General features: G+C 69.3%; 21 protein-coding genes. 11 read left to right on the plus strand and 10 right to left on the minus strand.

From position 1 onward, the window contains the following. Positions 1-23: 23 nt before the first annotated feature. On the minus strand, positions 24-2,087 hold the full coding sequence (locus KF689_07995) for a S9 family peptidase (GenBank protein MBX3133309.1): 2,064 nt from the start codon (positions 2,085-2,087) through the stop codon (positions 24-26). An 88-nt stretch (positions 2,088-2,175) separates the two neighbouring features. Beyond that, positions 2,176-3,921 (minus strand): hypothetical protein, encoded by a 1,746-nt coding sequence (locus KF689_08000; GenBank protein MBX3133310.1) that lies wholly within the window; start codon positions 3,919-3,921, stop codon positions 2,176-2,178. A gap of 126 nt (positions 3,922-4,047) precedes the next feature. Here KF689_08000 and KF689_08005 point away from each other — a divergent pair, with 126 nt between their 5' ends. The 3 genes from KF689_08005 to KF689_08015 are packed head-to-tail and all read left to right on the plus strand — an operon-like array spanning position 4,048 to position 8,372. Continuing rightward, positions 4,048-4,521 (plus strand): DUF4442 domain-containing protein, encoded by a 474-nt coding sequence (locus tag KF689_08005; protein MBX3133311.1) that lies wholly within the window; start codon positions 4,048-4,050, stop codon positions 4,519-4,521. Next, a complete protein-coding gene (locus tag KF689_08010) occupies positions 4,518-5,489 on the plus strand; it encodes a nitronate monooxygenase (protein ID MBX3133312.1) in 972 nt (323 codons plus the stop codon). The genes KF689_08005 and KF689_08010 overlap by 4 nt, the downstream gene beginning before the upstream one ends. Positions 5,490-5,492: 3 nt before the next feature. Continuing rightward, positions 5,493-8,372 (plus strand): hypothetical protein, encoded by a 2,880-nt coding sequence (locus KF689_08015; GenBank protein MBX3133313.1) that lies wholly within the window; start codon positions 5,493-5,495, stop codon positions 8,370-8,372. A 21-nt stretch (positions 8,373-8,393) separates the two neighbouring features. Here KF689_08015 and KF689_08020 read toward each other — a convergent pair whose 3' ends face one another. From KF689_08020 to KF689_08030, 3 genes are read right to left on the minus strand one after another with little or no spacing between them, the layout of a single operon-like run. Then, positions 8,394-9,800, minus strand: a complete 1,407-nt coding sequence (locus tag KF689_08020) for a hypothetical protein (GenBank protein ID MBX3133314.1) — start codon at positions 9,798-9,800, stop codon at positions 8,394-8,396. Positions 9,801-9,807: 7 nt separating this feature from the next. Beyond that, positions 9,808-10,671, minus strand: a complete 864-nt coding sequence (locus KF689_08025; protein ID MBX3133315.1) for a hypothetical protein — start codon at positions 10,669-10,671, stop codon at positions 9,808-9,810. A 12-nt stretch (positions 10,672-10,683) separates the two neighbouring features. Further along, a complete protein-coding gene (locus KF689_08030) occupies positions 10,684-11,292 on the minus strand; it encodes a penicillin-binding protein activator LpoB (protein ID MBX3133316.1) in 609 nt (202 codons plus the stop codon). A 250-nt stretch (positions 11,293-11,542) separates the two neighbouring features. Between KF689_08030 and KF689_08035 the strand changes: the two genes are divergently transcribed. Genes KF689_08035 through KF689_08045 form a run of 3 tightly spaced genes read left to right on the plus strand, consistent with a single transcriptional unit; the run spans position 11,543 to position 14,832 of the window. Further along, positions 11,543-11,965, plus strand: coding sequence for a hypothetical protein (locus tag KF689_08035; protein ID MBX3133317.1), 423 nt, complete (start codon positions 11,543-11,545; stop codon positions 11,963-11,965). Between the two features lie 42 nt (positions 11,966-12,007). Then, on the plus strand, positions 12,008-14,485 hold the full coding sequence (locus KF689_08040) for a penicillin acylase family protein (protein ID MBX3133318.1): 2,478 nt from the start codon (positions 12,008-12,010) through the stop codon (positions 14,483-14,485). Continuing rightward, complete coding sequence (locus KF689_08045; GenBank protein ID MBX3133319.1) at positions 14,485-14,832, plus strand: hypothetical protein; 348 nt, start codon at positions 14,485-14,487, stop codon at positions 14,830-14,832. Before KF689_08040 ends, KF689_08045 begins: the two co-directional genes overlap by 1 nt. A gap of 4 nt (positions 14,833-14,836) precedes the next feature. Here the strand turns inward: KF689_08045 and KF689_08050 are convergent, their stop codons facing one another. The 5 genes from KF689_08050 to KF689_08070 form a co-directional block, all read right to left on the minus strand. Next, a complete protein-coding gene (locus tag KF689_08050) occupies positions 14,837-16,366 on the minus strand; it encodes an AbgT family transporter (GenBank protein MBX3133320.1) in 1,530 nt (509 codons plus the stop codon). Continuing rightward, the gene (locus KF689_08055; GenBank protein MBX3133321.1) at positions 16,363-17,244 is read right to left on the minus strand and encodes an N-formylglutamate amidohydrolase; all 882 of its coding nucleotides are present in this window, start codon (positions 17,242-17,244) and stop codon (positions 16,363-16,365) included. The genes KF689_08050 and KF689_08055 overlap by 4 nt, the downstream gene beginning before the upstream one ends. After that, positions 17,208-18,743 (minus strand): sulfatase-like hydrolase/transferase, encoded by a 1,536-nt coding sequence (locus tag KF689_08060; protein ID MBX3133322.1) that lies wholly within the window; start codon positions 18,741-18,743, stop codon positions 17,208-17,210. The genes KF689_08055 and KF689_08060 overlap by 37 nt, the downstream gene beginning before the upstream one ends. Next, a complete protein-coding gene (locus tag KF689_08065; protein MBX3133323.1) occupies positions 18,740-20,134 on the minus strand; it encodes a class I SAM-dependent methyltransferase in 1,395 nt (464 codons plus the stop codon). The genes KF689_08060 and KF689_08065 overlap by 4 nt, the downstream gene beginning before the upstream one ends. 248 nt (positions 20,135-20,382) lie before the next feature. Further along, the gene (locus KF689_08070; GenBank protein MBX3133324.1) at positions 20,383-22,110 is read right to left on the minus strand and encodes a CHAT domain-containing protein; all 1,728 of its coding nucleotides are present in this window, start codon (positions 22,108-22,110) and stop codon (positions 20,383-20,385) included. Positions 22,111-22,273: 163 nt separating this feature from the next. Here KF689_08070 and KF689_08075 point away from each other — a divergent pair, with 163 nt between their 5' ends. The 5 genes from KF689_08075 to KF689_08095 all read left to right on the plus strand — a co-directional run bounded on the left by KF689_08075 (position 22,274) and on the right by KF689_08095 (position 25,335). After that, positions 22,274-22,498 (plus strand): hypothetical protein, encoded by a 225-nt coding sequence (locus KF689_08075; GenBank protein MBX3133325.1) that lies wholly within the window; start codon positions 22,274-22,276, stop codon positions 22,496-22,498. A gap of 92 nt (positions 22,499-22,590) precedes the next feature. Further along, positions 22,591-22,809, plus strand: coding sequence for a hypothetical protein (locus tag KF689_08080; GenBank protein ID MBX3133326.1), 219 nt, complete (start codon positions 22,591-22,593; stop codon positions 22,807-22,809). Positions 22,810-22,815: 6 nt separating this feature from the next. Beyond that, on the plus strand, positions 22,816-23,889 hold the full coding sequence (locus tag KF689_08085) for a hypothetical protein (protein MBX3133327.1): 1,074 nt from the start codon (positions 22,816-22,818) through the stop codon (positions 23,887-23,889). Next, the gene (locus KF689_08090) at positions 23,886-24,605 is read left to right on the plus strand and encodes an ABC transporter ATP-binding protein (protein ID MBX3133328.1); all 720 of its coding nucleotides are present in this window, start codon (positions 23,886-23,888) and stop codon (positions 24,603-24,605) included. The genes KF689_08085 and KF689_08090 overlap by 4 nt, the downstream gene beginning before the upstream one ends. After that, positions 24,595-25,335 carry a hypothetical protein gene (locus tag KF689_08095; GenBank protein ID MBX3133329.1) on the plus strand — a complete coding sequence of 247 codons (741 nt, stop codon included), beginning with the start codon at positions 24,595-24,597 and terminating at the stop codon, positions 25,333-25,335. Before KF689_08090 ends, KF689_08095 begins: the two co-directional genes overlap by 11 nt. The last annotated feature ends 2 nt before the right edge of the window (positions 25,336-25,337 follow it).

Raw genomic sequence — 25,337 nt, forward strand, 5'->3', positions numbered from 1 at the left:
TACCGGCCGTCGCACCCTGCAACTCAGGGCACGACGGCCGGTTTCACTTGGTCGAGCACAAAGGCATAGCGGAACGCGACCTCGCGATACCGTTCGTAGCGCCCCGATCCGCCGCCGTGCCCTGCCGACATCTGCATCCGCAGCAGCAAGGGATTCTGGTCCGTCTTCAACGCGCGGAGCTTGGCGACCCACTTGGTGGGCTCCCAATAGGCGACGCGTGAGTCGTAGAGCCCGCTGACGACGAGCATCGCGGGGTACGCCTTGCGTTCGACGTTGTCGTACGGCGAGTACGCGCGCATATAGCGGTACTCCTCGGGGACGTTGGGATTCCCCCACTGCAGCCATTCCTGCGCCGTGAGTGGAATGCTGGCGTCGAGCATCGTGTTGATCACGTCCACGAACGGCACGTCAGCGACGACGGCACGGAAGAGATCGGGGCGCATATTCGCGACCGCGCCCATCAAGAGGCCACCGGCGCTGCCTCCCTGGGCCACCAAGCGATCGCGAGACGTGTAGCCCTCGCGCACGAGATGCTCGGCGACGTCGATGAAGTCGGTGAACGTATTCATCTTCTTCAGCATCTTGCCGTCGTCGTACCACTGGCGACCCATCTCCTGGCCACCGCGGATGTGCGCGATGGCATAGGTGACGTCGCGGTCCACGAGCGAGAAGCGCAGCGAGCTGAAGGTCGGCTCCATCGTCGCGCCGTAAGAGCCGTAAGCATACAGCAGCAGCGGCCGCGAGCCGTCGCGCCGCAAATCGTTGCGGTACACCATCGAGACCGGCACGCGCGTCCCGTCGCGGGCCGTGGCGTAGGTCCGCTCCACACTGTACCGCGACGGATCGAAGCCGCCGAGCACTTCGTCGCGCTTGCGCAACTCGCGGCTGCGGGTGTCCATCTGGTAGTCGTACACCGAGGTGGGCGTCACCAGCGAGCTGTAGCTGAAGCGCAGCAGGTCGGTGTCGAACTCAGGGTTGCTGCCGGGAAACACGCCGTACGCCGTCTCCGGGAACGACACGTCGTGCGAGGTGCCGGCGGCGAGGTCGTGGACCACGAGGCGTCGCAGTCCATCGCGTCGTTCCATCACCACCAGGTGCCGCTTGAAGGCCATCACGCCTTCGACGAACGCCTCCGGGCGGTGGGGCAGCCACTCTTCCCAGCGCTCCGGCGCATCGAAGCGCGCACGCATCACCTTGAAGTTTGGCGCATCTTGGTTGGTGTAGATGTAGAACCAGCCGTCGCCGGGGACCACGTCGTACTCCAGCTCGGGTCGCCGACGCGCAATCACGCGCGGCGGCTCGATGGGCCGCGCCGCCGACACCACGTAGAACTCGGCCGAGGTGAACGACGAACTCCCGAAGACAATCCACTCCCCGCTGCGCGAGCGCGAGAGCGAGACGTTGAACATCACATCCGGCTCGTGGTACACGAGCACGTCCTGCTCGCGCGGCGTCCCGACGACGTGCCGCCAGACCTTGTCGCCGCGCTTGGCGGAATCGAAGGTCACGTAGAACAACGTGCGGTTGTCGTTGGCCCAGGCGAGGCCCCAGCTCAACTTCTCGAGCCGGTCCTCGAGCCATTCCCCGCTGCGCAGGTCACGCACGCGCAGGGCGAAGTCCTCGTAGCCGTTGGTATCCACCAGTGCGGCGAGGAGGTTGCCGTCGGGCGACACCTCGAGTCCGCCAAGTTCGTAGTACGCGTGTCCCTCGGCCTCGACGTTCTCGTCGAGGTAGATCTCCTCAGTTGCGTCGAGCGACCCACGCTTGCGCGCGTGAATGGGATACTGCTTGCCCTTCTCGGTGCGCGAGTAGTAGTACCAGCCGCCATCGCGCACGGGGACGCTGTCGTCGTCTTCCTTGATGCGCGCGACGATCTCGGCGTACAGCTGGTCCTCCAACGCCTTCGTGTGCGCGGTCATCGCGTCGGTGTACGCGTTCTCGCGCTCGAGGTACGGGATCGTCTCAGCGTGGTCGCGGTCGCGGAAGTAGGCGTAGTCGTCCACGCGGCGTTCGCCGTGGAGGACGGATTCCACCGGGATGCGTTTGGCCACCGGCGGCTGCGGCTTGGGTTGCGGAGCTTGGCTCATCAGGGGAAAGCTAGCCAACGCGACGAGCGCGACCGGCCGCAGGAGGAGTGTGGGCAGGTCGCGCATCGTCGTCAGGGGACAGCGGTGGTCAGTGCAGGATGCGCCTGATCCGACCGTCAGGCGTGACTTCGTGCGTCGGCAGGACCGGCGCTGGCAGGCGCAGCCCCTGGTCGCCGGGTGCCATCATCAGACTCGGCGACATCAGGGAGCCGCCCAGCAGCGAGTACTCGTCTGCTTGGTGCAGATCGACGCCGAAGCCGAGGTCGCCGAGTGCCTCGATCGTCATCGCCGAGAAGGGCTGGCGCGCGCCGGTGAGATAGCCCGTCATCAACTCGTGCTGGAAGATGCCCTCGCGCCAGTGCCCGTGGATGGTGCCCGCGCCGCAGCCCGGAATGCCGACGCAGTCCTCGATCGGGACGTGCGCGGCACAGGTCGTGGCGCCGCCGTGCCGATCGATGCAGGCATTGCGCGCCCGTGCGCCAAGGAAGCCCGGGTCCACGACCGCGCCGGTCCAGAGATTCAATGTCGGTTCGCGCCACGTGGTACCGATGCCAATTACGTGGAGCATCTCGTGCATAATCACGGCGCCAAGCGTCCCATTGGCCGCCATATTCGCGAGGTCTGCATCATCGAACCGCATTACGCCCACGGCCGTGAGCCGTGATGTGGAGCGCACCCAGCAAGGGCCGGCCGAGCCCAGCACGCCGCCGGGACCATCGATCGGCACGATGGCCGCGAAGATGATGATGCCGGCAGTGACTTCGTTGAGCGGTTGGTTGTCCGCACAGGCGATGTTAGCGGAAATCAACGTAGCTGGCAGCGGATTACGGATGACGGCCTTGATGCGCCGTTCCGCGCACTCAAACGCCGCTTGCACCGCTGCGCTCGGTGCGCCGGTATAGAATCGCACGCTCAGCGGGAAGCCCCCGGCCGGCGCGGCGCCACAGGCATCCACCGTCAGCGTGACGGTGTCAGCGACGGAGCCGTATGTGGCGATAATCTGCGTTGTGCCGAACACCCCGTTCGTCGTCGAAACGAGCCCGCCCTCGCTAACGCTCGCGATGGCTGGATTCGTTGACGTGAAGCTCGCGACGACGTCCATCCGGCCTCCGTCAAGGAGCACGGCGGCCGCGCCCAGCCGCTTCGAGTAGCCAGCCTTCACGAAGGGCTGTTGCGGGAGCACGTCGAGGCCGGCCAGGAGCGAGGGCGCGACCGAGACCAGCACGGAGTCTTGCAGCGCACCGGAGCTCCCCACGACCCACACGTCACGATTCTCGGAATCGATGAACGTGCGGCGCAGCAACTGCCCGTCGCTGGTGACACGCAGCTTGGATGTGTCACGAGACACCCACTCGACCAGGCGACCGGTCAACAGATTGTTCTGTGAATCACGTAGCTGTACCGCAAGGATTGGCGCGTCCGCGCCGGAGAGCGTGCCCGCTGGAGGCACGATAGTGAGACTCGTCGGGATGCTCGGCTGCACCGCAATCGCCGCGGTGCCCGACACCCCCTCCGACACTGCCGTGACCACCGTCGGCTTGTTGATGGCGCCCGTGTTGTACTTGGCCGTCACCAGGCCGCTGGCCGAGACGGTGAGCACGGTCGTGTCCAGCGCGCTCCAGGCGGTCGGCCGATCACCGAGGTTTCGGCCCTTGCTGTCGGTGAGCGTGGCGGTGAGCTGCAGCGCGGCACCGCTGGCAATGGAGGACGCGCCAGGACCGACGGTCACATTGGCCACCGTGGACGGCGGCTTGGTCGGTGACTCGCAGGCCACCCCGCCCAACACCAACGTCGCCGTCACCAGCCCACGAACCACCCGTCGCAGCTGCCGCATCCGTCACTCCACCCTGAAATGGGAATTCACCCTGTGACGCTACTGGCGCGCACCGCCCGTTCACAAGGGGGACAGGGTCCAACCCGCCGCTTCCCTTCCCCCCGCACGGGCAGGACATTACCCGATATGCCCTCGTCCCCCGGCACCCGCCTCCTCGCCCTCTGGCGCCGCCTGCGGCCCCTGCCCGGCGGTGAGTGGCTCTTCGCCAAGATCTTCGCCCGCACCGTGCCCTACTCGGGCTCGGTCAAACCCCGTATCCGCGTACTCGAACCCGGGCACGCGGAGGTGGAGATTCCGGACATCCGTGCCAACCGTCAGCACCTCGGGTCGGTGCACGCGATCGCCCTGATGAACGTCGCCGAGATGGCCAGCGGGCTGGCGATGATGTCCGGCCTGCCCGCAGGCGTCCGCGGCATCGTCACGACGCTCGCGATGACCTACCACAAGAAGGCCCGCGGCACCATCCGCGCCGTGAGCCGCGTCACTGTTCCGGTCGTCACCGAAGACCGGGACTTTGAGGTGATTGCGGAGTGCCTAGACCCCAGCGGGACCGTCGTCGCCACCGGGCGCGTGACCTGGCGCCTGGGGCCGGCGCGATGACCGACACGGCCTTCACCCGTCACACCGGCGTCCGCGTCCCGCTCATCTGCGGGCCGATGTACCCCTGCTCGAATCCGGAACTGGTCGCGGCCGTGAGCGAGGCCGGCGGCCTTGGCGTCGTGCAGCCGATCTCGCTGACATACGTTCACGGCTACGACTTCCGGGCCGGCCTGCGGCACATCCGCAGCCTGACCTCGCGGCCCATCGGCTTCAACGCGCTCATTGAAGGCAACAACAAGCTCTACCGCGAGCGGATGACGCAGTGGATCGACATCGCGCTTGAGGAGGGCGTGCGCTTCTTCCTCACCTCGCTGGGCAACCCGAAGTGGGTCTGTGAGCGGGTGCACGCGGCGGGCGGCGTGGTCTACCACGACGTGACCGAGCGGAAGTGGGCGCAGAAGGGTGTGGACGGCGGCGTGGACGGCCTCATCGCGGTCAACAACTTGGCGGGCGGGCACGCGGGCCGACTCTCGCCCGAAGCCTTGCTTGACGAACTCGCGCCCTTCGGCCTCCCGGTGGTCTCGGCCGGCGGTGTCGGCGATGCCGCGGAGTTCGCGCGCCACTTGACACTGGGCTACGCCGCGGTGCAACTCGGCACGCGCTTCATCGCCACCACCGAGTGCAAGGCCAGCGACGCCTACAAGCAGGCCATCCTCGATGCCACGGCCGACGATATCGTCCTCACCGAGCGCCTCACCGGCGTCCCGGTGGCGGTGATCCGCAACGCCTACATCGATCGGCTCGGGACCTCGGCCGGGTGGTTCGCGCGTTGGATGCTGCGGGGGCGCCGCCGCAAGCACTGGATGCGCACCTGGTACGCCCTGAGCTCGGTGCGCCGGCTCAAGCGCTCGCTGATGACCGATGACGTCCGCAGGGAATACTGGCAAGCCGGACGCTCCGTGTCCGGCATTCACGAGGTGAAGCCCGCGGGCGAGATCGTCCGCGAGTTCGCCGCCGCACTCGACTGACCGATGCGCCTGCTCGCAACCCTGCTGCTCTCGTCCACGCTGCTGGCCTCCGCACTCACGGCCCAGGAGGCCGAAGTGCCGAGCCTGCGCTGGCAGACCATCCGCACGGAACACTTTCGCATCCACTACGAGCCGGAGCTCGCCGAGTGGGCGCGGAAGCTCGCCGGCCAGATCGAGGGCGTGCGCACGGCGGTCGCGGCGCGCGTGGGCTACACGCCACCGCGCGTCATCGACATCATCGTCGAAGATCCGCTCAACGTACCCAACGGCTCGGCCTGGCCGTTGCTCACGTACCCGGCGATGCGCTTCTGGGCGACGCCGCCGGCGCCGACCAGCGGCTTGTCGAACCTCCGCGGCTGGGGCGAGGTGCTCGCCGTGCACGAATACGCGCACCTGGCGCACCTGCTGCGCCCGTCTCGGGCGCCGCTGGCGTTCCCGCTGGCCGTGCTGGGCGTGCTTCCGCTCGGACCGATCGTCGGATCGCCCGCGTGGGTAGTCGAAGGCTACGCGACACTGATCGAAGGTGAGCTCACTGGCGCTGGTCGCCCGAACAGCGCGCTGCGGGCCGGCGTGCTACGCACGCTTGCGCTCGAAGGCGAGTTGCCGGCGTATGCTGCGCTCGACAACACCAATCGGTTCAACGGCGGCGCGATGCGCTACCTCGTGGGCTCGGCGTACCTGGAATGGCTGCAGGCCGCGCGGGGCGACTCGGCATTGCCGCAGTTGTGGCGTCGGATGACGTCCCGCAGCGACCGTGAGTTTCCAGACGCGTTTACCGGCACCTTCGGCGAACCGCCGCAGGTGCTGTACGGGCGCTTCAGCGCCGAGGTCACGCAGCGCGCCTTCGCTGCGAAGACGGAGCTTGATGCGGTGCCCAATGCGCGCGGTGAGCTCACGCAGCGGTGGGGCCAGGCGTCGGGCGCGCCGGACATCTCTCCGAACGGCGAACGGCTCGTCATTCGCCGCGTCACGCCGAATGGCCCGGGCGGACCGATGCTGTACTCGCTGCTTCCGGACACGGCCGGCGTACGCCGCGATTCCACGCGCCTTGCCAAGCTCCTGAAGAAGGATCCTGAAGATGTCGCGCCGTACCAACCCTTCCCGCGCGCCTATCCACGCCTCGCGGTGCTCGGACCGGTCGGCGGCGTACCCTACGATGCCCCGCGGTTCTTCGCCGACGGCGATCGCGTGCTCGTGACGCGGCCCGTGCGCCTCCGCGACGGGCGGGCGCGCAGCGATCTCTTCGTCTGGAATACCGAGAACGGCAAGGTGCGCCGCGTGACGCGCGGGGCCGGCATCCAACTCGCGGATCCCACCCCCGACGGCCGCGAGGCGGTGGCGTTGCAGTGCGGCGCGGGTACCTGTTCGGTCGTCGTCGTGGACCTCAGCAGCGGCGCACAACACGTGCTGGCGGTCGGCGGCATCGACCGCGGCTACTCGGGCGTGCGCGTGTCGCCGGACGGTCGCTACGTCGCGACGGCGCGGCAGGATGGCGCGCGCTGGGATGTGTATGTGATCGAGCTCGCCACCGGGAGCGCACGGCGCGTGGGACCGCAGGACGGCGCTGCGCGTTACGCAGCGACCTGGGAGAGTGACAGCGCGCTGATCGTCGTGAGCGACGCCTCCGGCGTGCAGGGGCTCGAGCGGCTGTCACTCACCGGCGGCGCTGCTACCGCAGTCGCACAGACGCTCGGCGCCGCGATGCACCCGGAGGTCGGCCCCGACGGGCGCATCTGGTGGCTGGACCTGCACGCACGCGGCTGGGACCTGCGCAGCAGCGAGGCCGGTACGGCGCTCCCGGCGACCGCGCCGCTCGACGGCATCAACTTTCCGGCGACGCGACGTGTGAACGCCGCGCTCGCACAGGACTTTGTGGTGGCGCCCGTCGCCGCGCCGCAGGCGTACGGCGCTGGGCCGTGGGGCGCGATTCTCGTCGCGACCGGCACGAACTTCGCCGATGGCGAGACCTGGAGTCTCGGCGGCTCGTTCGGCGATCCGCTGGGCCGCGGCACCGTGCTCGCCCACGCGGGTGTCGGGCGATTTGGGGCGTGGAGCGGTGCGCGGGCCGCTTACACCTGGCGCGGCTGGCGTCCGGAACTGCAGTTGCAGGGCTTCACGACGGATTACCGGCCGTCGCAGCACGCGTTCCGCACCGGCCCGCTCGTCGATGTGCTCGATGCCACTTACGACGGCGGTAGCGCGAGCGTGACCCTGCGTCGTAGCGGGCGCTATGGACGCACGACGTATCGCGTGGGCGGAAGCGCCGGCAGCGTGCGCAACCCGACGCTCGCGACTGATGCCGTCGAGCGCCAGCTCGGCTTCGCGTCGCTGGCCGGCGACTACACGTTCACGCCTCGGTTGGGACGGCGCGCCCAGCTGCGCTACCAGTTGGACGTAAGCACCGGACGCACGGATGGCCGCGAGTGGCAACGCCGCGTCGCGGACATCACAGTCGGGATGTCCGTGCCCGCCGGCGGGGCGAACCTGCGACTGCGTGGCGGCGACGTGTCGAAGGAGGCGCAGTACTTTGAGCAGTTTGCCATCGGCGGCACGGCGTCGCCGTACGTGGATGCCGCCGTGCTCGCACAGCGCGTCGAGCATCCCGGGCTCGCCTTCGCGATCGCCGGCGGCACGCGGTATGGCATCGCCACACTCGAGACCGCGGGTCCGCTCCGTGCCTACCACGACTGGATCGCGGCCGGCACCGACGGCGTCTACGGACAGACCCTGCGCGTGCTCGGCCTCGAGTACGCGATGGCGATTCCGCGCATCACCGTGATGCGGGTCCCACCCGGGCATTTGCGTGCCGGCGTGAGCCACACGCTCAACGGGCAGTCTCGCAACGTGACCATCGGCTACCTCGGACTCTCGATCGCGCCCTGACTGGCGAGACACGCCGCGCGCTCAGCGTCGCGCGGCGATCTGCTTGTTGGCGATGCCCGGGCCGGGCCACCAGCGGTAGGTCATCACCGCGACGCGACCGGGCCGCACGGTCACCGTTCCCAGCAAGACGCTCTTGTCGCCGTGCGTGATCTCGATGGGATGCTCGCCGGCAGGCAAGCGCATCCGCGCAATCGTGATGCGGTCGGGCAGCAGTTGCCAGGCGCGCAGGTCGGGCTGGTCGACGACGGTCGAACCGACCGAGAGGGCACCCATCCCGAGCCCGAAGAAGAACTGGCCCCACTTGAAGCCCTTCTTCTTGTCGTCGTCATCGTCGTCCTTGAACGCGCCGCTGATGGCGCGGTCCGCGGCGCGCATCGCGGCGTAGCGCACCGCCGCGCGCGCGATCCCACGCGCGAGCTTAGCCGGCACCTCGGCGGCGAAGTCCGATGCCACCGATTCCGTGACGTCGGCCCGCAGCACCGGGAATTCCGCCGGATTGGTGCGCACCCCCAGCGGCACCGGACTGCGCGTGGGGTCGCCGAAGGTGGCCCAGTTCACCTCATAGGTGAGCCAGCCCACCTGCGTTCGGTTGAACGCCGGGTCGTAGGTTCGCTCGCGCACCCGGTTGGCAACCACCAGGCGATCGGCGTCGCGGCCGGTCGTCAGCGCCACGAGCTCGTTGTTGTCCGTGTACACGCCGAGCGTCTGCGGCTGCGGCCGGCCGACGAAACCGTCCTCGATGAGGACGACGACGTCCCCGCTATCGGCGCCCATCGGCAGCGTGTCACCGGGCAGCGAGCCGAGCAGCGCGGCAGCGTTGCGGTACGCGACGCGCGCGTCTTCGCGCTCGCCTGCCACCTCGAAGAGCACGCCGGTGATGTACCGCAGGGCGCCGGTGAGCTCCTTCGAGGCCTTCGGGCCGTTGTCCTGCTGCAAGAGCATCGCGAGGCGGCGCGCCTCGACGGCGGCTTCGTCGAACTCGTTGCGCGCGAGCCAGTTGAGCGCCCCGTAATACGGGATGAACAGGCGTTCGGTGGCGAGCGGGTAATACGGCAGCGCCGCATCCGACGTCACGAGCGAGACGGCGCCGGTCGAGACACGCTTGGTGTAGCGGTCCTCCACGAGGTCCCAGGCGCGATCCATACTCTTGGCGCCCTGCTCGTACTCGCCGGCGTGCAGCGAGATCACGCCGCGGTACAAGTGCCGCAACAGCGCGTCGGTGGGCGCGACCTGCTTGTCGCCCATCGCCGTCCAGGCCTGCTGGGCCCGTCCGTACATCAGGTGGTCGCGGATCGTCCACTCCGCGGCGATGCCCATCGGCCCGGCGCGCCACGCCGCGTTGGCGGCCGCGCACCCGCTCGTCCCGAGGACGAGCGCGAGCACGACCGCCAGCCTCACGCGGTGGGCACGCAGGGCTCCGGTGGCCATAGGCGGACTAGCGCGCCTGGCCCTGCAACACGATCACGCGCTGCTGCGCCAAGGCGATCGCCTCGGCCAGGCGCGCGTTGGCCTCACCCTGCGCCCGGATGCGCTCCAGTTCCATCGAGAGCAAGAAGCGCTGGTAGCGCATCAGCGCCTCCTGCGGACGCAGCTGCAGGTCGAGCAGGCGCGCCGCCTTGTACTCGATCTCCGGCTGATCGGGGTCGAGCACGCTGGCGCGGTCGTAGCGGTTGAGCGCCCCGGCCAGGTCGTTGGCGGCGACGAGATCGTCGCCTTCACGCACGAGCGCTTCCGCCTGCTGGCGGGCACGCGCCTGCGTCGTCTGGTCCTGCGGGTTGCTCGCGACCATAATGCCCTGCGGCCCGCGGCGGCTCACGACGGCGGCCGTGCCCCGATCGAGCTGGACGACCATCACCTGGCCCACGCGGTCGTACGGCGAGGCGTTCGGCGACGCCGGCACCATCGTGCCGAAGCCGTCGAAGCGACGCAGCACCCAGGCCTGCGGGCCGGTGCGCGACGCCGCCATCACCTGGTCCGGGTTCATCCCGAGCACGATTTCCCCGCGGCCGATGGCATCGCAGACGCCCGGCGCGCAGCCACGGATGGCCAGCGCGTACACGCTGTCTGCCGAGAAGCGGATGCGGGCGTAGTCCATCTGGGCCGCGTTCCCGGCAGCCGTCGGGTCCATCTGCGGGACCTGCGCGTTATTCGGAATCACCACCGGCTGGTCCACGCGCTGCGGATACGGCGCGCAGGCGCTGGCAAGGAGCATCACGCCGAACAGCAGCGTGAACAGCACCATCTGGGCCACGGGGAGCTCGCGCTCGCGCGCGGCGACCTTCACTGTGTTGCGACGCATATCGGGCTCCGGTTACGGCGTGAGGCGACGACGCTGGATGTACTTCTTGATCTTGTGCTGGCCCATCCACGTGCGGACGTTGGTCTCGAGGTCGAGCAGCGTGACGTCCACCTGATAGAAGACCACGCGCTCGCGGCCTTCCTGGTCCTCGATTGCCTGGACGTCGCCCTGCAGCATATAGCGGGCGCCCAGTTCTCGAGCCATCCGCGCGCGGGTCTCGGCCGAGGCGTTGGTCTGCTGGTCGGCGCGTTCGCCGCGCAGCTCTTCGCGCTCCTCGGCGCTGGCCACGAGCCGCACCACGCCGGTCTGGACGTACGCGCGCTCAAGGTCGCGGATGAAGGTGCCGATGGGGATGTGCTCCATCGTGCGGTTGCGGATCTGGCCGATGATGACCGCCGGCGGCGTACCGCCGTTGGCCGCGGCGTAATCGCGCGCCCAGGTCGCCTCGAGCGACTGCGCGATGAGGGCGTTGGCGACGAGGCGCGAATCGGCGTCGTTCCAGCGGCCCGAGAGGTCGGTGACGCTGTTGGGATCGATGCGTTCGACGCGCTTGATCGAGCAGCCGCTCACGGTGAGGACCGTGACGGCGAGCCCGGCGAGGATGGTGCGACTGCGGAGCATTGGCAACTCCAGAGGTGGATGGGACAGGTTCGATGGCGCTGCTCACTAATGGTACGCAAGCGGTGCGCCGAGTGGTGCTACACTGCCAAGTGATGACGTTCCAACGGGATAGGCAGAATGCCCTACGGCGTATGTCCTCCGCAGGTGACAGCGATTTGGGCCGGAATTGAGGACACTCGCGGCCTGGGCCGGCGGGCATAGGTTACCCCCTGAGGTTCCGCTGCGATTCCCCCTGTACCCGAGGTATTCCGTGACACCCGCCAAGTGGTTTCGCCCTACCGCGATTGTACTGGTCGTCTGGATGCTCGTCGGCATCGCCGCCTTGGTTGCCGACCTGCTGACCACCCCTGAACAGATTGCGGCAATGCCCGACGGGCAGCGACAACTGTACGAGGCGCGTCCGAGCTGGATGCTGGGGGTGTATGCCGTGGCCACCGTGAGCGGGCTCGTGGGTGCCATCTTGCTGGCGCGGCGGCATCGCGCGTCGGTCGCGGCGCTGGCACTGAGCCTGGCGGCCGTGACGGTCCAGTTCGGCTACACGCTCTGGGGCCTCGATGCCATCGGGCTGCTGGGACCGGCGATGGCGATTCCCTTCCCGATGTTCATCTTCTTGGTGGGGGCGTTCGCGCTGTGGGTGGCGATCAAGGCCAGGAACGAGGGCTGGCTGGCGTAGTCGGCGCAGACGGCCGTCCATCTGCATAGGTTTCCCCCCCATATGCGACTCTTCACCGCCCTTCTCTCCGCCGCGGCGCTCACGGCCGCACTCCTCGTGGGCGCTCGACCGGTCGGGCCCGTCCCGCCGCTGGGCCAGCTGATCTCGCCCAGCACCGGCATTTGGTCAGTGGTGCGCAGCGCCGAGCTGCCCCGCGAGCAGTCCGTGGCACTCGCCGGGCTCTCGGCCGCGGTTGACGTGCGCTACGACGACCGCGCCGTGCCGCACATCTTCGCGGCCAGCGAGGCCGACGCGGCCCGCGCGCTGGGGTGGGTGCACGCGCGCGACCGGTTGTTCCAGATGGAACTGGTGCAGCGCGCCGTCGCTGGGACCCTGACGGAACTGGTGGGCGCGCGCGCACTGCCCTTGGACCAGTCGGCGCGCCGGATCGCGCTGGCACAGGGCGCGATGGCCAAGTGGGAAGCCATTCCGGACGATTCCGACGTCAAGCGCGACGTGAAGGCGTATATGGAAGGACTCAACGCCTACATCGACGCGATGCGGCCGCAGGACCTGCCGCTGGAGTACCGGCTGCTCGGGCGCCGGCCACGGCGCTTCGAACCGCAGGACACCTACTACCTGCTGATCCGGATGTCGCAGACGCTGTCGTTCCAGCAATCGGAGCTGGCGTACCACGCGGTCGAGCAGTTGGTGGGCCGCGAGGCGGCTGACGCGCTCTTCTCGCCCAACGCGCCGATTCAGGAGCCGATCGAACCGGTAGCCGGCAGACGGCAGGCGCGGGTGGACAACGCGTGGCGCCTGCCTCCCCCCCGGCGCCCGGACTCGACCCGCGTGGCGATGGCCCGCGCCTTCGGCGAACTCGCCCAGTCGCTCACGCGCGGCGAGGCGGTCGTCGGGTCCAATAACTGGGCGGTGGCGCCGTCCCGGTCGGCGACGGGCGTCCCGCTGCTCGCGGGCGACCCGCACCTGGAACTGACGCTGCCGAGCATCTGGTATGAGGCGCACCTCGTGGTCCCGGGCGCGCTGGACGTGTACGGCGTCTCCCTGCCGCTCGCGCCGATCATCCCGATCGGTTTCAACCGCGAGATGGCCTGGACGATGACCAACACCGGCAATGACGTGGTGGACTTCTATCGCGAAGCGGTGGATGACTCGCTCACCCCCAAGCGCTACCGCCTCGACGGCGAGTGGCGCGACGTGACGACGCGCGTGGAGACCTACCGCAGCCCGCAGGGCGCGACGATCGCCGTGGACACGTTCTATGCGACGCACCGCGGGCCGCTGCTGCGCACCGCGCTCGGCTGGGTCTCGCAGCGCTGGACAGCGCGCGAGCCCTCGGACGAAGGCCACAACTTCCGCCAGGCGATGTCAGCGCGGAACGTGCGCGACTTCTACGCGCGAATGGAGAGCTACCAGACGCCGGCGCAGAATATGCTCACGGCCGACCGCGAGGGGAGCATCGGCATCCGCAGCACGGGGCGCTACCCGATTCGCCCGAACGGCCGCGGCGACCTCGCCTTCGACGGCAGCAGCAGCGCCAGCGACTGGACGGGCAATCAACCGATTTCGTGGTACCCGCAGTCGATTAATCCCGCTCAGGGCTACCTGGCCAGCGCCAACCAGCAGCCGATGGACCCGAGCGTGCGGCCCGGCTATCAGGGTAGCGACTGGCCGAGCCCGTGGCGGGCGATGCGCATCAACGCGCTGCTGCGGGCCGACGCGTCCGTGACGGTAGAGGATATGCGTCGCTTCCACACCGACCCGTACAGCGAGCTGACACCCTTCGTGCTCAGCGCGCTCGATGCGGCGCGCGCCACGGCGCGGGCCGCCGGCACCTGGACCGGTGACGACGAGGCGGCCTTCCTCTACTTGATGGACGGCGAGCCGGCCTTCACGCCAGACAATGGCTGGCCCGTGCTGTTCGCGGCGCTCGTGAACCGCATCACGGCGCTTACTTGGGACGAGTTGATTCCCCCAGGCGACGAACGCCGCGTGGCGACGCCGGGGCAGATGCCGCTCGTGATGCTGATGCGCGACGTCAAGAACGTGTGGTGGGACGACCGCCGCACACCGGACGTCGAAGACCGCGACGCCATCGTGCTGCGTGCCCTGCGTGAGGCGTGGACCAGCGCGCGGGGTGCGCACGGCAACGACCCGGCCGCGTGGCGCTGGGGCGCGGTGCGGCAGATCAACGTGCACCATCTGCTGCGGCTGCCGGGCTTCGGTCGCACGGGCCTAGAGGTCAACTCTGGGCCGGGCACGCTGTCGCCGTCAGACGGCAACGGCACGCACGGGGCGTCTTGGCGGTTTGTGGTCGAGCTGGGTCAGGAAGTACGCGGGTGGGGCACGTACCCCGGCGGCCAGTCGGGCAACCCGATCTCGCGTCGCTATACCGACCGCCTGGAGACCTGGCGCCGCGGCGAACTGAGTACGCTGCGCTTTCCGCGTACCCCCGATGCGCTCGCGGCGGACCAAACGCTGGCGCGCTTGACCTTCACTCCGGCGGGAGGGCGCGACTGATGCGCAACCCTGGACGTGGCATCTGGTTCGCGGCGCTGCTGCTCGCGCTCGCCCTCGGCACCTTCGCCTTCGACTGGCTGTCGGTACCGATCATCGCCGCTGCCTTCGCGTGGATCCGACGCGACGACGTCGCCGTGCCGCTGCTCAGTGCGGTGGCGGGCGCAGGCGCGTGGTCGCTGCTCCTCGCCTGGCAGGCGACGGCCGGCCCCGTAGGCGAAGTGGCGCGCGTGGTCGGTGAGGCGATGCAGGTGGGCGCGACGCCGCTCTTCGTGCTGACAATCGCCTACCCCGCGCTCCTGGCCGGTGCGGCCGCGGGCGTAGTGCGCGGCATCTCCGCGTCGCGCTGACGGATCAGGGCGCGCCGAGGAACAGCGGCGCGCCCGGTCCCGTCGGCAGGCGGAACCACACCCACAGCACCAGCATCAGGCTCCAGGCCAGGAAGTTCGCGATGGAGTACGGCAGCATCGTGGCCGTGAGCGTCCCGATGCCGGCCTTGGGCGCGTAGCGCTGCAGGAACATCAGCACCAGCGGAAAGTTGGAACTGAGCGGCGTGATGATGTTGGTCAGCGAGTCGCCGACGCGGTACGCCGTCTGCGTGAGTTCGGGCGAGTAGCCGAGCAGCATAAACATCGGCACCAGCACCGGACCGAGCATCGCCCACTTGGCTGACGACGAGCCGAGCAGCACGTTGATGATGCCGGTCATCGCGACCACGGCGATGAGCAGCGGAATGGGGCCAAGGTCGAGCGCGCGTAGGACACCCGCCCCCTGCACCGCCAGGAGCACGCCGAGGTTCGACCAGTTGAACAGGTTCACGAACTGGGCGATGAAGAAGATCACCACGATGTAGCCGGCGACCAGTTCCATATTCTTCTGCATCCCCTTGTACACGTCGCGGTCGCTGCGGATGCTGCCGGCGACGAGGCCGTACACGAGGCCGGGGATGAGCCCGAAGACGAAGATCCAGAAGACGAGGCTGCGCAGGAAGAGCGAGCCGATGAAGCCGGGGCGCGCAGGGTCGAGCAGGAAGCCGTCCTGCGGCAGCAGGCCCCAGAGCACCAGCGCCGCGAGCGCGACGACGCTCAGCAGCGCCCAGCCAAGACCGCGCCGCTGCGCGGCACTGAGCGGCTCGCTGCGCTCCGGCACGACGTCGCCATCGTACGCGCCGAGCCGCGGCTCGACGATGCGCTCGGTCACGAGCGTGCCGGTGATGGTCACGAGGAACACCGAGCTTGCGAGAAAGAAGTAGCTCGCCATCGGCGTCACGGTGTAGACCGGGTCGATGATGCGCGCCGCTTCTTGCGTGAGTCCCGCAAGGATGACGTCGGTGGGCGAGAGCAGCAGGTTGGCGGCGAACCCGCCGGACACACCAGAGAATGCCGCGGCCAGCCCGGCCAGCGGATTGCGCCCGACGGCGTGGAAGAGCGCCGCCGCGAGCGGGAGCAGCAGCACGTAGCCCACGTCACCCGCCGTGCTGGACGTGGCGCCGATGAAGACGACCACGAGCGTGAGCAGCCGTCGCGGAGTGGCTTCGACGATGACCCGCACGATGGCGCCGAGGAATCCGCTGTGCTCCGCCACCGACAGGCCGAGCAGGCAGACCAGCACCGGCCCGAACGGCGCGAAGTTCATAAAGTTCGGCAGAAGGCCCGCCATCAGGCGCTGAAAGCCCGCCACCGAGAGCAGGTTGACGGGCGCCAGCGTCTCGCCGGTGGTCGGATGCGGCACGGACACGCCGAGCGTGGCCAGGAACCACGACGTGACGACGACGACGGCACCGAGGATGACGAACAGCGATGCGGGATGCGGCAAGCGGTTGCCGACGCGCTCGACGGCGTCGAGTGCGCGCAGGAGCCGAGTCTTGGAGGCGGCGTCGCTCACGGCGTCTCCCGCGGCGTCACGCGCGCTGCGAAGGCGCGCACAAAGGCGCGGCAGAGCGCGCGCACCTCGCCGAAGCGACGCCCCTGCGCAAAGGCCGCCTCATCCATATAGAGGGCACGGTTGATCTCGAGCTGAATGCTATGCCGGCCTGCCGCCGGCGCGCCGAAGCTGCGCACGAGGTCGCCGCCCTGGTAGGGATCGTTGATGCGCACCTGCAGGCCTTGGGCGCGGAACCACTCAGCCACCCAGGCGGTGAGTTCGGGCGCGGCGGTGCTGCCGTGGCGGTCGCTGACGACGAGGTCCGGGCGTGCCGCACCGGCATCCACGTTCATCGCGTTGCCACGGGACTTCATTGAATGGCAGTTGAGGTGCCAAGCACCGCCGAAGCGCTCCTGCGCGCGCGCGCAGTGCTCGATGACCGCGCTGCGGTACGGGAGGTAGTAGTTGCTGATCCGCCGTTCGACCGCCGCGACGCTGAGCGGCGCGGCGTACATCGGTACGTTCGGCAGGGCGTTGCGACGGATGAGGCCCATCCCGCGCGCGCTGTATGCCGTGGGGCGCAGCGGTGCCGGCCACGGGGTCGCGAGCAGCTCGGGGTCGATGTCGTCCTCGGCGCGGTTCACGTCCACGTACGCGCGGGGGAAGGTGGCGGCGATCAGCGTCGCGCCTTCGTCCGGTGCGTCACCCCAGAGTTCGTCGACGAAGGCATCCCAGGTGGTGAGGATGGCCTCGCGGGGGGCGGACGGCGCAAAGTCGTCGGGCCACTGCATCCCGCTGTGAGGTGAATCCACGATGACCGGCACGGCGCGCCCGGCGGCGGCGCGGACGATCACCGGCGTCGTCACGGTTCGCGCGGGCGAGCCGTGGAGTCGAACCACGCGACCAATGCGTGGTTCGTCTTGAGTTCACCGCGCAACAAGGCCTCGACGAGTTGGTGCGTGATGCTCGCCGAGAGCGGTTGGTCGTAGGTGCCTCCCACCGTCGAGCCCGGCAGCTTGACGATGAGCGGGACGCGGCGGTCATCCGGCTCGTTGAGATAGTCCGGGCGGTAGCGCATCACGTGGTCGGAGACCAGCACGACGGCGGCCGAGTCCCACTGGCCGGCATCCTCCATCGCCTCGCGAATCTCGCCGAGCAGGTCGTCCGCGAGTGCGAGGTTGCCGAAGTAGCCGTCGGGCCCGTACGACGTGAGCGTGTAGTCTCCGGCTTCTTCATCCCAGATCCACGGCGTATGCGGCACGATCACGTGGAGGAACACGAGTCCGCGGCCACCCTGCACCGCCGCGCGCGCGAGGTCTTGGCGATGCTCCTCGACGATGTCGATCTGCCGGCGCCGCAGGTTGATGTACGGAATCAACGCCAAGGCTTGGTCCCACATCGTTGCGCCAAAGCTCGAGTGGCGGCCGCGCGCGCCCACCGTACGTGCGGGGTAGGTCGCGCAGCCATCGAGGTAGGTGAATATCCGGCAGTACGGGTGGTACCAGCCTGCAACCACCGCGACGCCACCGGCCTCCTTGGCGTCCTTGAGCAGGTTCGGCGCGGTCGACCAGGCCTGCGTGCTGCCGTCCTCGAGCGTCAGTTCGAGCTCCGAGGGGCCGACCGGCCGCGAATCACGCACCGGCACACCGGAGAGAATCTCGGGCACGGAGACCTTGGTGACCCACCCGGCCTGCTCGACGTTCGTCGCATCGAGGCCCTCGGCGCGCAGGCGGTCGAGAGCCGGGAGCTCGAGGTCGGCGGGACGTGCGTCGAACGCGAGGCGGCGCGACATCGCGTCCATCAGCAGGAGCACGACACGTGGGCCCTGCGCAGAGTCGCTGCGCGCGCCGACGGCCGGCACGCGGGCGGCCAAGGCGTCCGTCGGATTGACCTGCAGGATGGTCAGGAGCCCGCGTCCGAAGAACCACAGCGCCAGCGGTGCCAGCATCAGCACCGTGCCGCGGGCCAGCCGCAGGGTCCCAGTGGGCCACCGGCGGCTCGCCAACGCAATCAGCAGCAGCCCGAGCAGAGGGAGCAGCGCGTCGACGTACTTCGCGTCCAGCCACGGATTGATGATCGTGAAGACGCCTGGCGCCAAGAGCGGTCCGAAGGCATTGAACTGCAGCAAGAGCATCAGTGCAAAGCCGGCCACGATCACGCGGCGCCCCGGCGCGCCGAAGCGACGGGCCAGTGTCACCAGGCCGAGGAGGACGACGGACAGCAGCAGGATATTGAGCATCACCGCCGCCACGTCGGTGTTGGCGACGCTGCTGAAGTACGCGTCGGGCGTGGCCACCGCGAGCACCTCGCCCCAGAGCCGCAGGTGCAGCAGGTTCACGAGCGAGATCGCGAGGGCCGCATCCCGGCCGCTGGGAGCTTGCCAAGGAGCGAGCGTCATCGCGTGAACCGGAAGATGGTACGCCCAGTATCGCCGACCGGCTCGCGCCGAACGGCCCGCATCCCCAACTCGGCGAAGGCCGCCACGAAGCCATCCTCAGTGTAGCCATCGAAGATGTCTTCGCGCGCACTCAAGAGCCGCCGCACCTGCGGATCGCCCTTCGGCACCCACTCGATGATGACATCGCGCCCGAGTGCCGCGAGCATCGCCGCGACGCCAGGCAGCGGCACATTGTTGCCGATGGCCAAGTGGTGCACCAAGGCCAGCGCCAGCACGGCGTCAAACGGCCCACGCTCGGCGAGCGACGGCCACTCGCCGTGGGCCCAGCCCTGCGCCGGCGCCGGATTCGTCAGGTCTACCAGCAGCGGATGGATGCCCTGCTCTCCCGCCGCGCTGAGGCGCTGGAACCCGCGCTCGACGGCGACGGGATCTCCATCGGCAGCCACGACGAGGTCGGCACCCGCGTCCCGCGCCACGCGCGAGTACTCCCCGGCATTCGCGCCAAGGTCGAGGACGCGGCGCGCCGCCGCCTCGCGGATGCACGCTGCCACGATCGCCTGTTTGGACGCGCGACCCGCTGCGTCGTAGTTGTGTGACTCTTCGTAGGCACCCCACTCCGTGCCGGGCGGCTGCCAGCGCAGCCCCTCGATCGTCGCGCGCAGCGAGGCGATCACACCTTCGAGGCCGCGGCGCGAGACGCGGACCGTGGCGGTCGCCGACGCGGCGCTCCCGTCGGTGGGCGCGTGGCGCGCAATGCTGCGCGCGTGCAGATGCACGTGCATCGCGATCGCCGGCGAAAACCAACTGCCGCGCCCGAGCAGGCGCGACGCCAGGTCCAGGGGGATGCCATCGAGATACTGCCGCAGCAACGCCCCAAGGCGGACGTCCACACGCGCCTGCAACAGCAGCGGCGCCAGGAAGTGCTGGCAGAACTGCCGGTAGGCCACCCAGGGAGCCTCGTCGCGATACATCTCGAAGGAGAGCGTATCGAGAAACACGGGCGCCACGCCGCGAAACTGCACGTTGAAGGCACTGGCGTCCTTGAGGGACATTCCGTGCGCGAGGGCGAGTTCCTGCACGCGCAGCGTCAGCAACGCCGCCGCCTTGCGTTGCCCGAAGCACCACTCATACGGCAATGAGATGAACGGAATTCGTTCCGGCCGCAGCACAAAGGCCGCGCCGGGCGCCGCCGCTTCGCTCAGCGCGCATTCGTCGTGTGGCACGAGCAGGCCTTCGCGCAGCAAGGCGGCGTAGAGGCCCGACGTCGTCAGTTGCTGGTATTCGTGGCGGTACCGCTCCTGCACCTGCCGGAAGAGCACGCCCTCCTGCGTGAACAGGAATCCACTGGGGTCACGGAACGAACTGCCGATCCGCGACACGGCGGTGCTCACTTCTTGCCGCGCCGAAACACCTTGGCAAGGGCATCACGCACCGTGAGGCCCGCCCGCTTCATCGTCACGACCGCCCCCAGCACGCCGGCAATCACCGCCTGAAGGATCAGGGAGCCGGACATCGGGTCGAGATAGGCCAAGACGAGATCAGGGTGGTTCACAGGCATTCACCGAGTGAGGGACGAGCGAATATGGGATACATCCGCGGGGGCGGCAATAGACCGATGGGTCCGGCGTGACGGAAGTCACTACCAAGTGGCGCCGAACACCGCAAATGAGGCCCAGTACACCGGCGCCGCACTGCTGCGGCCGGCGTCGCGCAGGGCGACCATCGCGCGCCGCAACGCCTCCGGCGGAGGATGCACCTCCAGTTGCGCGATGAAGCCGGTCATCAGCTGCGTGGTTGCCTCGTCATCCACGTTCCAGAGGCTCATCACGACCTGTGACGACCCCGCATTGATGAACGAGCGGGCCACGCCGATGATGCCGCCGTCGTGGGCCGCACCGAGGCCCGTCTGACAGGCCGAGAGCACGGCCAGCCGGGCGCGCACGCGCTGAGCTTGGATGTCGCGCGCCGTGTAGCGGCCGTGGTTGCCCCCAACGGCCGCCAGCTGCAGGAAGCTCCCGTCCATCGGCTGCAGGTCTGAGGCGATACCGTGGGTCGCGAAGTACAGCAGCGACGCGTCGGCCACGCGACGGCGCACGGCGGCGGGCGTGGCGGCATCGCCCACCAGCGGAACCGCGCCGAGCCGCGCGGCGATGGCCTCAGCCTCGGTCCGCGCGCCGGGTAGCGGCGGCATCAGCCATTCGCCATCGTCCGGAAATGTCGGATCCCCCACGACAAGGGGATTCCCCGACGCGTCGGTGTAGTGGACGCGATGCCCAAGCTGCAGCACATCGCAGATGCTCGGCGCGATGACCACCGAGGCGTGGTCCACCACCTGGCCGCCGCGCGGATGCGGCAGCGCGGCAAAGGGTGTGGCCCCGATATCGAGCGCCGGGACGATTACGAGGTGCTGCGCCTGCCGCAGGGCCGCGTGCAGCGGACGCGGCAGCAGCAGCGCGGCCACGTCGCGCAGCGCCCGCTCCGTGGAGGGAGGCCGAGCGGCGGCGGCCGGCGCCGCCGGCACCACGCCGCGGCGCTGCGGGGTGCGGGGTGCCTGGAGCGCGTCCACGCGCATCGCCCGCCGGAGCGTCTCAAGGCGCGCGCTGCGATCACTGGCATCCGGCTCGATATGCCGCAACAGCCGTCCGTCTGCGGCGATCATCCAGGTGACGAGGGTGTCGCCGGCGGGGGCATACATCACCATCGCCGTGCCGGGCGCGAAGATTTCCTGCAGGGCGACGCGCAGTGCCCGGTAATTCGGCACCCCGATGAGCGTCCGCGTCATACTGCGCGTGGCCAGCACCTGCTCAAAGGCTTCCTTCCGGTCCTCGGCGGCCTGGTCGAAGGCCGCTTCCAACGTCGCCGATGGCATCGGTGCCGTGACGGCGCGTGCGGCCGTGAGCGGCGCGGCACGGCGCGCGGAGTCGGCCACGAGGTAATAGAGGTGACTGCGCTCCGATTCCATCGGCAGCGCCTCGGACGCGCCGCTGGCACCCCACTGCAGCAGCAGGAGGTCCGTCCCGATGCCGACAGTCGTCTGCCCGAGGACGCGCTCGGCGTCCGTGCTGAGGCTGCCATTCCACACCTCGGTGGCGTTGATGCCGACCAAGCGCCACACGCGGATCTGTGGTTGCGAGACCGATCCACCGCGTAACGCGATCCGCACCGGCGTTCCCGTGGGCACGGCATACACGCGGCTGCCGCCGGTGGTCGGAAGCGGAGTCCCTTGCAAGTCGGTGAGCACGAGACGCGGCGCGTCCGTCGCGGCGGCGGCAACGGCGGCGGCGGCCTGCCTCGCGTCCGCAGGGGTTGCAGGCGCCGCAGCGAGCAACAGGACGGCGCTGACGACGATGGTTGGGCGAAGTCGCATTGCGGGAAGGCTAGTGCCTGCGCGTCCCGACGCAACACGTGCGTCGGCGGACGCGGGGAGGGCACGCGGGCGTGCGCGATGCGGCACCGCAGGACAATCGAACGATGATGGCCCCACGCGGATGGAGTGACAGCATCGGGGCTCACCTTTACCAGGAGTTCCAATGCGTCACAGCTCGCGTATGCTGCTCGCGGCCCTCGCCGCCACCCTGCTCGCCAGCGCCCCGCGGCAGGCACGTGCGGATGGCACCGACGCCTACCTCTGCATCAAGAAGGCCAACGACTGGGCGAAGGAGGCGAAGGAGGACGCCAACTGGTACGAGAAGATGGCGATCGACACCGTGGCCTCGCTGATGATGGTCGCGTGCGTCGGTGAACTCGCCAAGTGACGCTGCGGTGACGGCAACCGCAAGGATTCGGTGCGACGTCTGGCCTGTCGGCACGTAGCTTCGCGGCCCAACCTCAACCCAAGGAGGCAGGTATGAAGAAGCTCGTGTTCGGCCTGGTGGGCGCGGTGATGCTGACGGCGGTGGCGGTGGAACCGCTGCTGGCCAACGAGACGGTCGCGGAGTGCCAGGATCGGGTCATTATGGACTGCGATGCGGCGCTCAAGGAGTCCAACTGGCTGGAGAAGGTCGCTGTCGGCATCGTCTGCACGGGACGGCTCATCGCCTGCGGCGGCGTCACCCTCCAGATCTAGCGTCCGGTGCGCGCCAGCCGAATCCTCGCACTCGTCGGCGGCGTCCTCACCCTCGGCTGGGCTGCGCAGTTCCTGCGCGGCCCAGCCGAGGGTCGAGGCGACCCCGCCACCGGGACCCTCGCCCCGTACGACTCCGCCATCGCCTCCGCGTGGGAGCCGGTGGCGACGCTCTCCGTCGATGCGATTGGCGGAGGTGCCGTGCAAGCGCTCGCCGAGCGCGGCGACACGCTACTCGTGCTGCAGGCTAACCAATGGACGATGCTCGTCGCCGGACAGGTCATCGGGACCTACGGCACGGCCGTCACGGGCGCGCCGGGCTTCCTTGCCCGGGCCGTGGGTATCGGCGTCACCCGCGACGCCATCCTAGTCCTCGACGGCGCACGTCATCGCCTTACCAGGTGGTCGCGGGCCGGCGAGATGCTCGACGCCCACGAGATGCAACCGACGGTCGGCCTCGGCAGCCAGCGGCACGGAATGGTCGTGGCCGATGACGTCGCGTACGTCCCCACCTACGTGATGGCGGAGGAAGGCGGCCGCTGGGACCTCGAGCGGTTGCGTGGCACCGCACACGATACGCTCATCGCCGGTCACGGCGTCGACCAGCCGGGCGCGGCGCACAATCAGCCTGTGGCCGCCCCGCTGCACGACGGGCGGCTGCTTGTGCTGGATGCCGCCAGTTGGCGGCTGCGCCTCTTTTCCGCGAGTGGCGGACTGGAGCGTGAGGGGCGCCGCGAAGACCCGCCCCACTACGCCATCCCCGCCGCTGCGCGCGTGAAGTTGCGTGCGCTGCTCGGACAGATGCCGCCGGCGCAACGTCGAGCGCTCGAGTTGCCTGCCGCACTCACGCCGATCGTCGCTGCGACCGCCGTGGGCGATTCCCTGCTGCTGACCGTCATCCGGACGCACGACGAGACCGCAATCGCCGAGCTGCTCCGCCTGGACGGCACGCCCCTGGCTCGCCTGTGGCGAGACCCTGACCCACATCGGATCTTCGCGCTCGACGGCGCCCTGTTCCGCGTCCGAGAGCGGGACGACGCGTTCATCGTCGAGCGCCAGCGCCTCGCATCCCGGAGCCGATGACTCCCCTGCTCTCCTGCCGCGACCTGGTGCACCGGTACGCGCGCGACCGCGCGCCCGCGCTCGACGGCGTCACGTTGGCCCTCGGCGACGGCATCGTCGGGCTCGTCGGCGCGAACGGTGCCGGCAAGAGCACCTTGCTGCGCTGCATCGCTGGCCTCGAACGCCACAGCAGCGGCCAACTCCTGGTGCGAGGGCTCCCCGCGCAGGCGTACCGCTTGCAACACGGCATCGGGAGCATCCCCGAGCGACCGTACTTTCCGAGCTACCTCACCGCAGCCGAGTTCCTCACCGGAATGCGCCAGCGCGCGGGCTCGCCCGTAGCCACCGAGCCCGAGCACGAACTTGCCGACTCGCTCGGTCTCGCGGAGATCGCCTCGTATCGCCTCGATGCGCTCTCGCTGGGCCAGTCGCGCCGGGTGGAACTGCTCGCGGCGTTGATCGGGGATCCCGACCTCGTGCTGCTCGACGAACCGACCAACGGACTCGACCCGATCGCGTTGGCGGCCCTGCGCCGCGGCATCCTCGCGTCACATCGGCCGGGTCGGCTCATCCTCGTGTCATCGCATCACCTCGACGAGCTCCAGCGCATCGTCCAGCGCGTGGTGCTGATGAGCGGCGGCAAGGTCTCTGCCGAACTGGATGCCGCCGCCCTTGGGGACGGCGGCGACGCCATCGAACGACACTTCCTCGCGCTGGAGACCTCCCGTGCTCGCTGATGCACCGTCAGCCGCCGCGATGCGGCTCCGCTGGCACCTGCGCCGCATCCGCTGGGCGGAGCCCGGCACACGCGGCTTGGCCATCCTCGGGATCGTCGCGATCCTGACCCTCTTCCCCTTCCAGCTGCTGTCGTCCGTGGAGAGCCGCAGCTACGTCGTCAGCGTCTCGCAGTACTTCGGGACCTTCGCCCTGAGCTTCCTCGTGCTCGAGCTCTCCGCGCAATCCGACGCCGTGGAGTACTGGCTGGCACTGCAGGGCAAGCGACCGAGCGAGTGGGCGTTGGAGCGCTGGGCCGCCAACCTCGCCTTCGCGTGCGCCGTCGTGCTCGTCTGGGTCACGCTGTCGGCCGCCGCGGCCCTCGCCTACGGAGACGCCAGCTTCGGCGACAGCGTCGGGTCCCTGACGACGCTCTGGTTGGTCCTGCTCCTCGCGTCCGCCGTGTTCTTCCTGCTCGGCGCCACCGGGACCAAGCAAGCGCAGGCGCTGGCGTTTCTCGTGGTGATCCTCACCGTGTTCGCGCCGATGTTCGTCCGTGTCCTACCGGCAGGGCTCAGCAGGGCGATCGAGACCGTGCTCCCGCCGCTGATGCGCTGCGCTGAGGTCACCGCAGCCCTCAAGTTGCGCGAGTGGAGCGCAGCCGTCAGCGGACTACTGCGCATCGGCACCTGGTGCGTCGCGGCGATGGGCCTCGGTGTGCTGCTGCTCGACCGGCGCGTGCCGCGCCCCTAGTC

The organism is Gemmatimonadaceae bacterium (assembly GCA_019637355.1).
Lineage (GTDB): Bacteria > Gemmatimonadota > Gemmatimonadetes > Gemmatimonadales > Gemmatimonadaceae > Pseudogemmatithrix.